Annotated in this window: 18 protein-coding genes; 5 read left to right on the top strand and 13 right to left on the bottom strand. The window is 51.2% G+C overall.

What is annotated here, in order from left to right:
* Positions 1-36 precede the first annotated feature (36 nt).
* The 4 genes from QUD59_RS10690 to QUD59_RS10675 form a co-directional block, all read right to left on the bottom strand.
* Positions 37-528: a M48 metallopeptidase family protein gene (locus QUD59_RS10690; protein WP_286236966.1), complete on the bottom strand. Its 492-nt coding sequence runs from the start codon at positions 526-528 to the stop codon at positions 37-39.
* A 49-nt stretch (positions 529-577) separates the two neighbouring features.
* A complete protein-coding gene (locus QUD59_RS10685) occupies positions 578-1,030 on the bottom strand; it encodes an NfeD family protein (RefSeq protein WP_286236965.1) in 453 nt (150 codons plus the stop codon).
* Positions 1,031-1,948 carry an SPFH domain-containing protein gene (locus QUD59_RS10680; protein ID WP_286236964.1) on the bottom strand — a complete coding sequence of 306 codons (918 nt, stop codon included), beginning with the start codon at positions 1,946-1,948 and terminating at the stop codon, positions 1,031-1,033.
* A 339-nt stretch (positions 1,949-2,287) separates the two neighbouring features.
* Positions 2,288-2,467, bottom strand: coding sequence for a hypothetical protein (locus tag QUD59_RS10675; RefSeq protein WP_286241022.1), 180 nt, complete (start codon positions 2,465-2,467; stop codon positions 2,288-2,290).
* Between the two features lie 252 nt (positions 2,468-2,719).
* Here QUD59_RS10675 and QUD59_RS10670 point away from each other — a divergent pair, with 252 nt between their 5' ends.
* Positions 2,720-3,856: a methyltransferase gene (locus QUD59_RS10670; protein WP_286236962.1), complete on the top strand. Its 1,137-nt coding sequence runs from the start codon at positions 2,720-2,722 to the stop codon at positions 3,854-3,856.
* A 27-nt stretch (positions 3,857-3,883) separates the two neighbouring features.
* A complete protein-coding gene (locus QUD59_RS10665) occupies positions 3,884-4,339 on the top strand; it encodes a CopD family protein (protein WP_286236961.1) in 456 nt (151 codons plus the stop codon).
* A 47-nt stretch (positions 4,340-4,386) separates the two neighbouring features.
* On the opposite strand, the gene QUD59_RS10660 is transcribed toward QUD59_RS10665, so the two are convergent.
* The gene (locus tag QUD59_RS10660) at positions 4,387-4,581 is read right to left on the bottom strand and encodes a hypothetical protein (protein ID WP_286236960.1); all 195 of its coding nucleotides are present in this window, start codon (positions 4,579-4,581) and stop codon (positions 4,387-4,389) included.
* Positions 4,582-4,958: 377 nt separating this feature from the next.
* Entirely contained in the window at positions 4,959-5,084 is a 126-nt protein-coding gene (locus tag QUD59_RS10655) for a hypothetical protein (protein WP_286236959.1), read from the bottom strand.
* 272 nt (positions 5,085-5,356) lie between these two features.
* Here QUD59_RS10655 and QUD59_RS10650 point away from each other — a divergent pair, with 272 nt between their 5' ends.
* Together QUD59_RS10650 and QUD59_RS10645 are read left to right on the top strand one after the other, a co-directional pair.
* Positions 5,357-5,536, top strand: coding sequence for a hypothetical protein (locus QUD59_RS10650; protein ID WP_286236958.1), 180 nt, complete (start codon positions 5,357-5,359; stop codon positions 5,534-5,536).
* A 426-nt stretch (positions 5,537-5,962) separates the two neighbouring features.
* Positions 5,963-6,223, top strand: coding sequence for a hypothetical protein (locus QUD59_RS10645; RefSeq protein WP_286236957.1), 261 nt, complete (start codon positions 5,963-5,965; stop codon positions 6,221-6,223).
* A gap of 57 nt (positions 6,224-6,280) precedes the next feature.
* On the opposite strand, the gene QUD59_RS10640 is transcribed toward QUD59_RS10645, so the two are convergent.
* The 5 genes from QUD59_RS10640 to QUD59_RS10620 form a co-directional block, all read right to left on the bottom strand.
* Positions 6,281-6,469: a YqaE/Pmp3 family membrane protein gene (locus QUD59_RS10640; protein WP_286236956.1), complete on the bottom strand. Its 189-nt coding sequence runs from the start codon at positions 6,467-6,469 to the stop codon at positions 6,281-6,283.
* Positions 6,470-6,534: 65 nt separating this feature from the next.
* The gene (locus QUD59_RS10635; RefSeq protein WP_286236955.1) at positions 6,535-7,002 is read right to left on the bottom strand and encodes an FKBP-type peptidyl-prolyl cis-trans isomerase; all 468 of its coding nucleotides are present in this window, start codon (positions 7,000-7,002) and stop codon (positions 6,535-6,537) included.
* A 17-nt stretch (positions 7,003-7,019) separates the two neighbouring features.
* A complete protein-coding gene (locus QUD59_RS10630; protein ID WP_286236953.1) occupies positions 7,020-7,697 on the bottom strand; it encodes an alpha/beta hydrolase in 678 nt (225 codons plus the stop codon).
* On the bottom strand, positions 7,694-8,341 hold the full coding sequence (gene pdxH, locus QUD59_RS10625; RefSeq protein WP_286236952.1) for a pyridoxamine 5'-phosphate oxidase: 648 nt from the start codon (positions 8,339-8,341) through the stop codon (positions 7,694-7,696). Before pdxH ends, QUD59_RS10630 begins: the two co-directional genes overlap by 4 nt.
* Positions 8,342-8,389: 48 nt before the next feature.
* On the bottom strand, positions 8,390-9,232 hold the full coding sequence (locus tag QUD59_RS10620) for a fructosamine kinase family protein (RefSeq protein ID WP_286236951.1): 843 nt from the start codon (positions 9,230-9,232) through the stop codon (positions 8,390-8,392).
* A 74-nt stretch (positions 9,233-9,306) separates the two neighbouring features.
* Between QUD59_RS10620 and QUD59_RS10615 the strand changes: the two genes are divergently transcribed.
* Positions 9,307-9,993, top strand: a complete 687-nt coding sequence (locus QUD59_RS10615; protein ID WP_286236950.1) for a hypothetical protein — start codon at positions 9,307-9,309, stop codon at positions 9,991-9,993.
* 2 nt (positions 9,994-9,995) lie between these two features.
* Here the strand turns inward: QUD59_RS10615 and QUD59_RS10610 are convergent, their stop codons facing one another.
* Both QUD59_RS10610 and QUD59_RS10605 read right to left on the bottom strand, forming a co-directional pair.
* On the bottom strand, positions 9,996-10,646 hold the full coding sequence (locus tag QUD59_RS10610; protein WP_286236949.1) for a DUF2959 domain-containing protein: 651 nt from the start codon (positions 10,644-10,646) through the stop codon (positions 9,996-9,998).
* 11 nt (positions 10,647-10,657) lie between these two features.
* Positions 10,658-11,662 (bottom strand): hypothetical protein, encoded by a 1,005-nt coding sequence (locus QUD59_RS10605; RefSeq protein ID WP_286236947.1) that lies wholly within the window; start codon positions 11,660-11,662, stop codon positions 10,658-10,660.
* Between the last annotated feature and the right edge of the window lie 12 nt (positions 11,663-11,674).

Below are 11,674 nucleotides of genomic sequence, written 5' to 3'. Positions count from 1 at the left end.
TATAGAGAGGATAGACTAACGTCTGAACAGGATGGGTCAGGCCGCATATTCCAGCCAGGTGAGGTAGATTCGCAGATCCAGTTCGAGCTGGTGATAATCGGGCAACATATGCTCACACAGACGGTAAAACGCCTTGTTATGATCCAGTTCGCGGAAGTGCGCCAGTTCATGGACCACAATCATATGCAGAAAGGGTTCCGGCAATTGCTTAAACCGGCTATCGATACGGATCTCTTTTTTCGCCTTGAGCTTGTTACCCTGCACCCGTGAAACCCGGCTGTGAGTACCCAGCGCATTGATCGCTGAGACTTTGTCGCTGTATTCAGCCTTACTCAACGGATCCGACTTACGCAGATAACGATTTTTCAGATCCTGAACAAAACCATAGAGCGCTTTGTTACTCTGCAAAGGATTCAGATCCGGGTATTTACGCTTTAGCATCGCGCCCAGCTTATCAGCTTCAAGCAGATCCCTTACCTGCTGCTGCAGAGACTCCGGGTAGTGGTTCAGGTATTTCAAACGTGACATAAAAAATTCTGCGCAGCCTCACGGCTGCGCCTGTGTGTTAATTTAACAATTAAGCGATCTTTCTGATCTTCAGGGTCATGCCATCACGTGCAAACACCTCAACCCTGCAGCCCTGCTGCAGCGCTTCATCAGTATCCACTTTCCAGAAAGTATCGCCGATCTGTGCCCGGCCCTCACCACTCTCCAAATCCTGTTGCAGAGTAAATTTACGCCCCACTAACTGACCGGCACGATCATTAATCGCCCCGGCTTCATCTGCTTCGTTCTGCTTGCGGAACAGCTTCCAGACAACCACCGATGCGATTACCGATAACAGCGCAAACAGCAAAAACTGAAACTGCCATGCCTGCACAAGTCCCAGCGCCATCGCCCCTGCCACCAGCAGGGCTGAAAGGGAGATACCCAGCAAAAATCCGGCCGCCCCGAGCGCTTCACCGCCGAGCAGAACCAGCGCCAGAATAACCCAGTGCCAATATGAGATCGATTGTAACAATTCCAGCATTTACGAACCTATCTTGGTCTGTTTCAGCAGCTCACTGATGCCAGCAACGGAGCCAATCACACTGCTGGCTTCCAGCGGCATCATAACGACTTTGGAATTCTCCGCCGAGCCGATATTCTGTAACGCTTCGGTATACTTCTGCGCGACAAAATAGTTCAGCGCCTGAGGGTTACCCTGTGCAATCGCTTCCGAAACAACCTTAGTCGCCCGGGCTTCCGCCGTCGCCAGACGCTCCCGTGCTTCCGCCTCACGGAAGGCAGCTTCCTTCTCACCTTCTGCTGTCAGAATAGCCGCCTGCTTTTCACCCTCTGCCACTTTAATCGCCGCTTCACGCTCACCTTCGGCGGTTAAAATAGCCGCACGTTTTTCACGCTCAGCTTTCATCTGGTTAGCCATCGCCTCCACCAGATCAGCCGGTGGTGAGATATCGCGGATCTCAACCCGGGTTACTTTAACTCCCCAGGGATCGGTCGCCTCATCCACTTTGTTCAGCAACTGGCTGTTTATGGCATCCCGATTGGAGAGCATCTCATCCAGCTCCATAGAACCGAGTACCGCACGAATATTGGTCATCACCAGATTCTGCATCGCCCGGTACAGGTCATTGACTTCATAACTGGCTTTGGAGGCATCAAGCACCTGATAAAAACAGACCGCATCGGTGGTGACCTGAGCATTATCGGAACTGATCACCTCCTGCGGCGGCACATCCAGCACCTGCTCCATCATATTCAGTTTTGCCCCGATCCGATCCACAAAAGGGATAATCAGGTTCAGCCCCGGTTTCAGGGTTTTGGTATATCGACCAAACCGCTCGGCGGTCCAGTTATATCCCTGGGGTACCATTTTCACCCCGGAAAATATAAAAATCAGTGCCAGTACGACCACCACACCTGCGGTGATTTCAAAGCCAAACATCCTGTCCTCCTGTGAAACCCTGAGCGGTCTCTGAAATACTTTTCGGAAGCTCCATCTTAATACTGATTTGATGACAACTGAAATGGCGTTTGGACGTTCCCCCCATTTCGGCGGCAAAAAAAAGAGCGGCCACTGGCCGCTCTTTTTAGAAACGATGCTAAGAAAATTATTTCGCTTTCTTCAGCAGTTTTTTCAGTTTCTTCAGTTTACCTTCGTGCTTAGCAATTTTAGCCTGACGCGCTTTGATTGCTTTTTTCACTGCTTTTGCTTTTACTTTCTTAGCCATCTGCTTGTTCCCCTTTGCGGTCTTTAAGTTCAGAGCAGAACCATAAGCAGAGATTAATCTGCGGACTGTTCATGCTCAGCCAGAAAACTTCGTATAAACCGACGTACTTCACGGGCGGCGCTGGTATCCAGTTCATCACAGAGAGAAACGAACTCATCCCGCTCCTCCTGATTAATTCGAATCACCAGCTGGCTGTTTTTCTTCTTTGCTTTCGACTTCTTTTTATCAGGCATCATCGTCTGACCTTTAAAATAGATTGATGCAAGAATACAGCAAACTGAGCGTCACCCCAATGCACATCTAGAAAATATACTTTGTATATACAAAAACAGTACACGTAATTTATTTCGTAAGTCAAAGTATCTGCAAAACTTTAATCAAATTGCAACATTTGGCACTGAGCGCTCCCGGGAAAAGCCCCGCAGAATCCTCTGCGCCTGTGCTAAAATCTGCGCCTTCAAACAGCGCTATCGGCACAGAGAATCATGGAAATACTCAGCAGTCCTTTCGGACAGTTTCAACTCAGTCGTTTTCCCAAACGCAAACGTGAACAACTTCGTGCCTGGGATGCCGCCGATGAATATATTCTGCAGCAGATTGATGAAGAGTCTCTTCTGCGCCCGACTCCCGGCAAGACTCTGATTCTGAACGATCAGTTTGGCGCACTGGCTGTTTCAATGCATCAGTTTCAACCTGAGGTAATCAGCGATTCCTGGCTGGCGCATGCAGGCATTCAGGCAAACCTTGCGGATAATCAACTTCCGCAGGAACAGGTACCGCTGCACTCCAGTCTCGACTATCCAGCCGAGAAGTTTGATCTTGTCCTGCTGAAAGTACCCAAAAGTCTGGCCATGCTGGAAGATCAACTGATTCGCTTACGCCCTCTGCTGCATACAAACAGCCGGGTGATTGCAGGAGGTATGGCCAAAGCGATCCATACCTCAACCCTGAAGTTGTTTGAGAAATACCTCGGCCCGACAACAACTTCACTGGCCCGCAAAAAGGCCCGGCTGATTTTTCCTCAGATCGGTGAAGGCCTCGCACCCATCGATTCCCCTTACCCCTCCAGATATATGCTGGAGGGAACTCGGTATCAGATCATCAACCATGCCGGTGTATTCTCCCGCGACAGTCTGGATATCGGCAGCCGTTTTTTTCTCCGGCACCTGCCCTCCTCCGATCAGTACAAGAACATTATCGATCTGGGTTGTGGTAACGGTGTTATCGGTTTGATGGCTGCGCAAAACAATCCGGGCGCACATATCGATTTTGTAGACGAATCGTTTATGGCCGTTGCTTCAGCCAAAGAAAATTTTGAAGCGGCCTTTGGTGCAGAGCGCAGCGCCACTTTCACCGCAACGGATTGTCTCAGCGGTCTGGCGAAAAACCGCTATGACCTGGTATTAAACAATCCACCGTTTCATCAGCAGAATGCCGTAGGAGATTTCATCGCTTTACAGATGTTTCGCGAATCCCATCAGGCATTACGCAAAGACGGGGAGCTCTGGGTGATCGGTAACCGGCATCTGGGCTACCATCTGCGGCTGAAGAAACTGTTCGGCAATTGCGACACCGTCGCCAGCAACAAGAAATTTATCATTCTTAAAGCACGTAAACAGTAATCACCATTCATGATCAGTGAGGATCTTATGTCTATCGCCTTACCGCTCCACCTGCTCGCCGCTATTATCTGGGTTGGCGGCATGTTTTTCGCTTATGTCTGCCTTCGCCCGGTTGCGGCGGAACTGCTTGAAGCACCTCAGCGCCTGCAACTCTGGTGTGGTGTATTCCGACGCTTCTTTACGTGGGTAGGCATCGCCATCCTGACCCTGATTATTTCGGGTCACGGCATGATCGCGCTGTTCGGCGGCTTTGCCCAAATTGGCATCCATGTACACATCATGCTGGCTACGGGCTACCTGATGATGTTGATTTTCGGGCACCTTTATTTCAGCCCATTCAAAAAGCTGAAACGGGCAGTCGCCGCACAAGAGTGGCCTGCGGCAGGAAAGCAACTGAATACGATCAGAAAGATAGTTGGGATCAATCTGGGGCTGGGTCTGTTTACCGCTGTCGTTGCGACGGGTGGAAAATTCTTCTTCTGAGTGGGGATACCGGGCCAGTATCGACCACTGGTCCGGTTATCCGATCATTAAGCACTCTTGCTCAGGGGCATCGGAATATACTCACCGATCTCGTCCGGCTGCTGATCCAGTTCCGATTCCCATCCCTCTTCACCGGGCTTCATTTCGTCAGGCAGTCCCCATACATCACCACACCAATAGGCGGCGATCCAACGCTGACCATAACGGACCTTATAAAAGCCCTTTGCTCTGTTATCCTGCACTCACGCTCTCCTTCGTTATTGTTATCGGCTTACCCCATACCCTCAGCCCCGCCATTCCCGGCAGAACCCAGAGTAAGGTTCTCTACACAAACGAAGTGTACACAAATTGAGCAACAAAAAACCGCGATTAAGCCTAAGGTGTAATTACACCATTAGGCGAACATTGCGCAGAACCATGGGGAGGACAAAACAACAATCGCGCAGAGTGCGCTGAGTTACAGGCATAGCTCTTTCACGACTTGAAGCGAAAAGCGCCAACCTGATTCAGGACGGGTCACAGGCATAAAAAAAGATCACCTTACGTGACCTTTTTTAGCAAGACAATCAGCTAACCCTTCCGAAGCAGGTGACAGACTACTTCCGGTGTTACTGGCTGATTACTTATTCTGATCCTGATTCATCAGGCCGCGAACTTTGAAGAAGCCCCAAACCATAGCGCCAGTCATGGCAACAATCATCACCAGGCTTGGTACCAGCACTTCCATACTATATACATCAACCATTACGACACCCTCACAAAATTTATTGTCCGTAGTTATCGTGGTTAAGAGTACTTGGTCACAGATTAAACAATATTGACGCAGCTCAACAAATAAACCGCGTCAGATCATGAAAGTTTTTGCTATTGATCCAGGTCAATTTGAAAAACCGCCCTGGCTGAACCATAAAGTAATAACAGGTGGCTGTGCTCTCCGGCACCGGTTACACCCTGCTATGAAGACAAATCGGGTTTTCAGCGTGTAGCACAAGTCACCATTAACAGGAGATTATTGCTATGCCATATCTGACCCTTGCCTGGACACCAGAGCAACTCGACAAGATGAATCGCGAACCCTTTATGGTGGATTTTCTGGATACGTTCAAACTCTCCCCCCTGACCCTCGCGACCGATCAGGCTATTGCCAGCATGAATAAAACTCTGGACAGGGTAGAAGCTGAAATTGCCAAACCCTGAACAACCCTTCCGCTTTTAACATCCCCAGGGCAGAACACTGCCCTGGATGGCTGCCTCTCTCCCGAAACAACCTTACCTGCTTTCGTTTCTGATCAAGGCCCTTATCAATCCATTCCCCTTTTCAGATCAAAAACCCCTGACATATTATCAATATAGATTTTTGATCATTCCAATATTAATTAAGATCACTTAAAGCTCGAAAAACCCCAATAATTCTCACCTTACCCCCTCAAGTAAAAATCCTTTATTTTCAGATAGTTAGAGCCAAAAAATCAGGCAATCCCCAGACCTGAAATTATTTTATTTTTTCCTTTAAAATCAGATAGTTACAAGGCAATAATCCTCTACATTTATTTGAGATTTATCCATATTTAATTTAAACTTATCAATATAGATAAAAGATACTTCAAATATGAGGATATGAAGATGCAAGAGAAAGAAGTGAAGTTACTTTTTAAAGCCGGTGTGTTTGATTCCTGTCAGGCAATTCCGATCTCTATGGCCCGAGGCTGGACCCTGAAATTCGTTACTAAACAGGACGAAGTGATCACTCTGGATCTGCAACGCTCGAAAAAAGAACGTGAGTTTAAAAGCCTGGATGGCGCGGCTGCGGTGGCTAAACGGATTGGGTTTGAATGGCTGAAAGTTCAGATTGGTGAACTGGAGTGGCAGGAAAAAGTTAAATAACAGGCATAAAAAAACCGTTCCAGATGAAACGGTTCAGGAATATCGGGATAGCAGGTATTACCGATCCATGGCGTCTTTAATCTTCTGATCAGTTTTGTACTGGCTCAGCGCATAGACCGACCAGATCGCAGCCGGAATCCAGCCGATCAGCGTCAACTGCAGAATCAGGCAGATGATGCCGGCAATGGGACGGCCGATGGTGAAAAACTGCAACCAGGGAATTAACAAAGCAAGTATCAAACGCATCTTTTATCTCCTCATAAACTAAACCGGGGCAGGGTCACCTCCCCGGTTTTAACATCCCTGACAGCTCAGAGCTCCACACGGCCCGCAGCCAGTTCCTCAGCAGTGGCCTCACGGACCTCCATGATCTCTACATCAAAGTTCAGAGTCATGCCGGCAAAAGGATGATTCGCATCCACGGTGACCTCTTCCGGATCAATTTTGGTGACAGCAACCAGTTGCAGTTCACCATTATCATCTTCCATCTGACAGACCATACCCTCTTCCAGCTCGCTGAATTCCGCAAACGAGGCACGATCAATCAACTGAACCTTGTCTTCATCGCGCAGGCCGTAGCCCTTTTCCGGTGGCAGGGTCACCTGAAAACGCTCACCCGCCTCACGCCCATCTATCGCTTCTTCCAGACCGGGAACGATATTTTTATGGCCGTGCAGATAGGGCAGTGGTTCGCCCGCTCTGGAACCGTCCAGCGCTTCGCCTTCGGCATTAACCAGCGCATAATGAAACAAAACAACTTTATTTTCAGAGACTTTCATTATCTTTTACTCTTTGTTTAAGCGCCCAGACGGGCTTCTATCCAGCGCCCGATCTGTTCAATCTGAGGCAATGATACCTCATGTCCCATCGGATATGTCTGCCACTCGGGCTTGAGCCCCATCTGCTGCAGATGCGCGACCGCCTGTTCACCTAACTGCAACGGGACCACATCATCGAGCGTACCGTGAGCCACCCACACCGGTAACTCCGCAGCATGCGTTGCCAATGAGTCGCCAATCTCTTCTGCGGTTGCCATGTAGGTAGACAGTGCCAGCAGACCGGCCAGACGCTGCGGACAGCAAAGTGCCGTCTGATAAGCAACCGCACCACCCTGAGAGAACCCCGCCAGAACAATTTTATCGGCCGGAATACCCTCAGCGATCTGACGGTCAATCAGATGCTGAATACGCTCACTGGAGCTTAACAGGGAGGCTTTATCGACCTTACGATCGATATTCATCTCCAGAATGTCATACCAGGCACGCATCGGCATACCGCCATTCACCGTGACTGGCATCACTTCCGCATGGGGAAAGATAAACCGCACGCCGGCATCCGGCGCCAGCTTCAGGTAGGGAATAATGGGCTGAAAATCAAAACCATCCGCGCCCAGACCATGCAGCCAGATAACACAGGCCCGAACCTCGCCCTGAGGTTCCACCTGCACCAGGGTGTTTTCATTCTCAACACTCATGGCTGCAACCTCTTCACCTGCCAGCCCTCATCAGTCAGGTTAAACTGGAACCGGTCGTGTAATCGGCTCTCACGTCCCTGCCAGAACTCAAACCGGGTCGGCTTCAGCAGGTAACCACCCCACTGCTCAGGATGTGGCACATCCCCTTCAGGGTATTGCTCCTGTAACTGCTGAACCTGAGCTTCCAGCGCCTCGCGGCTGGCCACCGGGTGGCTCTGGCAGGAAGCCGCCGCACTGAGACGGCTGCCCAGTGGACGTTCATTGAAATACTTACGCCCCTGTTCCGGGCTCAGTTTCTCTACCTGTCCCTGAATCCGCACCTGACGTTCAAGGCCATACCAGTAAAACATAATCTCGGCCTGAGGATTCTCCGCCAGATCATCACCCTTCTGGCTGCGGTAGTCGGTGTACCAGGCAAATCCCTGCTGATCAAAATGTTTGAGCAGAACGATCCGCGCCGAAGGCATACCCTGCGCATTGGCAGTGGCCAGAGTCATGGAGGTCGCATCATCCGGAGAAACCTCCATCGCGGCATCCATCCACTCGGCAAACTGAGCAACCGGATCTGCATGCAGATCATTCCGATGCAGCGGCTGTGCCAGATACTCACGCCGGGTGGCAGTAAGGTCACCTTGTTTTTTCATATCACTCTCTTTGTGCTTTGAATTCGGCTTAATCGCGCCACTATAGCATTAAACATAGCGCTCGATAACGCGCTCCACCTCTGCCCGATAGGCACCACCAAACAACAGCAGATGATTCAGCAGGTGCCAGAGATTGTAGAGGTCGAGTCGTTCCTGCCAGCCCGGCTGTAATGGAGCAACCCGGGCATACTCGCGATAAAAACCGGCACCGAAACCACCAAACAGCCGGGTCATCGCCAGATCGGCTTCCGGCCAGCCCCAATACACTGCCGGATCGATCAGTACCGGCTCACCGGCAGCGCTGCAGAGCAGATTGCCGGACCAGAGATCACCATGCAGCAGTGCAGGCAATTGTGGTGGTATCCGCTGTGGTAACTGCCGGCAGATTGTCTCAATCTGACTCATCCTCTTTTGGCTGAGCAGCCCTCGCTCCCGGCAGCGCTTGCCCAGATACAGCAGACGCTGCTCGGCAAAAAACCGGTAGCCTTCGTCTGTTGGTGTGTTCGGCTGCAACGTAGCACCGCAGTAGGTATCACACTCGAAACCAAAGTCACTGACCGTCTGCAGGTGCATCTGTGCCAGCCCCCTGCCGAGCCGCTGTTCAAAATCGGCCGGGCGCGGGCCCGGTGGAATGTATTCCAGCAGCAACAGATCCTCCGCGCAGAACACCACCTCCGGTGCAGGCAGGCAGCCACTGGCCCGAATCGCCTCTAAGCCCCGGGCTTCCGCCCGGAACATTCCTGGCGTGGAATCCGCCATGGTTTTGGCCACCAGCATGCGGCCATCAGACAGTTCGAGCAGGCTCACCGAGGCGATATCACCGCCACTCAATGCCTGCATCTTTTGCAGTTGCACCTGTTCGCTTTCCAGCCAGCGCTGTAACCGGTTCATGTTTCACCCTTGCCTTTGCGGGAATAGTAACTTTATAGTGCGATGTAAGTTTTTATGCATCGATTAGGGACAACATGCGTTTTTTGATCATCCTTTCTATCCTGATGCTCAGTAGCGGTTGCATGGATCAGAATGCCAAGCCGTTTGAGGTAAAAAATCTCGCCAAGTCAGATATCGATATGGTGGCGGATATTAATCTGAAAACCTGGCGTAAACTGACCCGGGATCTGACGATCAAACTCTACAAACGCAACCCGAGAGAGCTACGCAAAGTTCCCGGCATGACCATAGAGCGGCGTCTGGATCAGCTATTCCCGATTGCGCGCCTTGAAACCGGCTTTGCGGAACTGAACCATCTGGACGGTGCAGAAGCCATTCCTCTGGCCTTTTCCGATGAGTTTCAGGGGGATCGGGTATTTGCCCTGATGGCGGGTATTACCGGCATGCTGGACCGCGCGTACAACGGCAAAAAGGAGATTTTTCTGCTGGACGAACTCGACCACCAGAAACTCTACCATTCAGCCCGTAACCTTGAATCTGCGGCCTGGCACCTGAATAACCGGCGCGATCCCCAGGGCAATCTCTATCTGCTGAGTAATGGCATTGCCGGCAATGGCGTCAGCAATTACAGCTACGAACGTATTCTCGGAAAACTGATCGGCATTCAGGACCTGATGGCGGAGGTGATTGCCGATAAGACTAACCGCACCATCAACCGGGTGGTTCACGGTGCAGCGTCGATGACCTTTTTCCCGATCTGACCTCAGCCCTGTTCCATCTGTTTGATAAAACGGTCTGATTCAGTGATTGCTTTCTCCATATCGCGAATCAACAGATCAATGTTGTTTTTAATCCCGCGATACTCCGCTTTCAGCGAGCCTATCGCCTGTGCATTCAGATTATGCTTCAGAAACAGGACATTATCCTGCAGTGCATCGAGTACCGGAGGCATACGTTTCTCGGCCCGTTTCAGTGAGCGCAGCAGCTCTGCGTAGCGCGCTTTGGTGGTTCGCAGCTTGGCCGCACTCTGGTCACGCAGCTTACGGTTGCTGTATTGAGTCAGCTCCTCTTCCCACTCATCGAACAGGTCTTCTGATACCTGTTCTACCTTACTGATCCGGTTACTGACCTCTTCTGCCGCTTCGACACTGTCGTCGTATTCACCCTGCAAGCGGTTATAGAGACTGTCGAGTTCTCCCCCATCAAAGCTGACGACCGAACGGAACTGCTCCAGTGCATCACGAAACTGCTCCTGTGCCTCCTCCTGAGATTCACGGGCCTCTTCGACCCGGTCCACCAGAATATCGCGTTTGTGCACGCCCACCTGCTCCATCGCCGAATAGTAAGCGCTCTGACAACCACTCAGCGTCAACAGGGCCAGCGGCAGGATAAGGGTTTGTATCAGTTTTTTCATAGGTGTCCTTTTTAGCCGCAGTTATCCAGTGGCTGATTGATAATAATCTCGGCGATCTTATGGTTATCGTTGAGACACAGCGTCACATCTGCCCGCTCCGGCATCTCTTCCAGCATATGCCGGGTCAGCCGTTCATAGTGCTGGATAAAGCGCTGAATCTGCTCCTCATTCATAATCCGCAGGTGTTCAGTCGGCTGCTGGGTGTCATAGAAATACTTCACCCGTTCAGCCAGTTTCTGTTCCTGTAGCGAGCGCCACTCGAACACCGCATCCATACTCGGCACCTTGAGCATCACCAGCACCTGAATCATGGAGAACAGTTCCTGATAAGGGCCGGCTAACTGAGCATTAACGTAATCCCGCCAGGCACCGCTGGGGTCCATCTCTCTTTCCAGCTCATTAATCGGCTCGACCAGTGCCTGTGGTGACTGCGGATCAGCCCCGACGCACCAGCCCTCCAGCACAATTATATCGGCCGGGCCCACCCACTCCTGCCAGACCGCAACCTGACAACGATCGTCGGTGGATTTATCGAATACGGGAATCTTGGTAACCTGATCTTCACCGCTGTTTGCCAGCGAATTGAGGATCTCAATACCCAGCGAGACATCATGGGTACCCGGTACGCCACGGGTACGCAGCAGCGGGTGTACGGTCTCAGACAGTTCGACCCGTTCATCATAGGTTTTGTAAAGATCATCAATCGAGAAGCCCACCACCCGCAGACCAAAACCTTCTGTCAGAATCACTTCGAGCAGATTAAACAGGGTCGACTTGCCTGCGCCCTGAGCCCCATTGATGCCCACCACCAGCGGGCCCTGCTGGCGTTTTTTACGGCAGGCCAGCCAGGCCCCCAGAGGAACATAGATCGCCTCAAACATGTCCACCAGACCGATATCGACCTTAAGTGACTCCAGCGTTGTGGCAAAAGCCTGCTCAACAGCCCTTACGGCCTCTTCCCGTTCCCGGTAACTCAGGCATAGCTGATCCTGGGGCCAGCGGGTAATCACTGCCATAAATAAGGTTTC

This window comes from Neptuniibacter halophilus, assembly GCF_030295765.1.
GTDB classification, from domain to species: domain Bacteria; phylum Pseudomonadota; class Gammaproteobacteria; order Pseudomonadales; family Balneatricaceae; genus Neptuniibacter; species Neptuniibacter halophilus.
This window is presented reverse-complemented; position numbering and strand designations above follow the sequence as displayed.

Excerpts from the sequence above, each read along its gene's own strand:
- QUD59_RS10610 (WP_286236949.1), bottom strand. The coding sequence starts at position 10,646 with ATGAAAAAACTGATACAAACCCTTATCCTGCCGCTGGCCCTGTTGACG.
- QUD59_RS10640 (WP_286236956.1), bottom strand. The coding sequence starts at position 6,469 with ATGCGTTTGATACTTGCTTTGTTAATTCCCTGGTTGCAGTTTTTCACC.
- QUD59_RS10655 (WP_286236959.1), bottom strand. The coding sequence starts at position 5,084 with ATGGTTGATGTATATAGTATGGAAGTGCTGGTACCAAGCCTGGTGATG.
- QUD59_RS10620 (WP_286236951.1), bottom strand. The coding sequence starts at position 9,232 with ATGAACCGGTTACAGCGCTGGCTGGAAAGCGAACAGGTGCAACTGCAA.
- QUD59_RS10680 (WP_286236964.1), bottom strand. The coding sequence starts at position 1,948 with ATGTTTGGCTTTGAAATCACCGCAGGTGTGGTGGTCGTACTGGCACTG.
- QUD59_RS10675 (WP_286241022.1), bottom strand. The coding sequence starts at position 2,467 with ATGCCTGATAAAAAGAAGTCGAAAGCAAAGAAGAAAAACAGCCAGCTG.
- QUD59_RS10650 (WP_286236958.1), top strand. The coding sequence starts at position 5,357 with ATGCCATATCTGACCCTTGCCTGGACACCAGAGCAACTCGACAAGATG.
- QUD59_RS10645 (WP_286236957.1), top strand. The coding sequence starts at position 5,963 with ATGCAAGAGAAAGAAGTGAAGTTACTTTTTAAAGCCGGTGTGTTTGAT.
- pdxH (WP_286236952.1), bottom strand. The coding sequence starts at position 8,341 with ATGAAAAAACAAGGTGACCTTACTGCCACCCGGCGTGAGTATCTGGCA.
- QUD59_RS10615 (WP_286236950.1), top strand. The coding sequence starts at position 9,307 with ATGCGTTTTTTGATCATCCTTTCTATCCTGATGCTCAGTAGCGGTTGC.
- QUD59_RS10630 (WP_286236953.1), bottom strand. The coding sequence starts at position 7,697 with ATGAGTGTTGAGAATGAAAACACCCTGGTGCAGGTGGAACCTCAGGGC.
- QUD59_RS10605 (WP_286236947.1), bottom strand. The coding sequence starts at position 11,662 with ATGGCAGTGATTACCCGCTGGCCCCAGGATCAGCTATGCCTGAGTTAC.
- QUD59_RS10670 (WP_286236962.1), top strand. The coding sequence starts at position 2,720 with ATGGAAATACTCAGCAGTCCTTTCGGACAGTTTCAACTCAGTCGTTTT.
- QUD59_RS10685 (WP_286236965.1), bottom strand. The coding sequence starts at position 1,030 with ATGCTGGAATTGTTACAATCGATCTCATATTGGCACTGGGTTATTCTG.
- QUD59_RS10635 (WP_286236955.1), bottom strand. The coding sequence starts at position 7,002 with ATGAAAGTCTCTGAAAATAAAGTTGTTTTGTTTCATTATGCGCTGGTT.
- QUD59_RS10665 (WP_286236961.1), top strand. The coding sequence starts at position 3,884 with ATGTCTATCGCCTTACCGCTCCACCTGCTCGCCGCTATTATCTGGGTT.
- QUD59_RS10690 (WP_286236966.1), bottom strand. The coding sequence starts at position 528 with ATGTCACGTTTGAAATACCTGAACCACTACCCGGAGTCTCTGCAGCAG.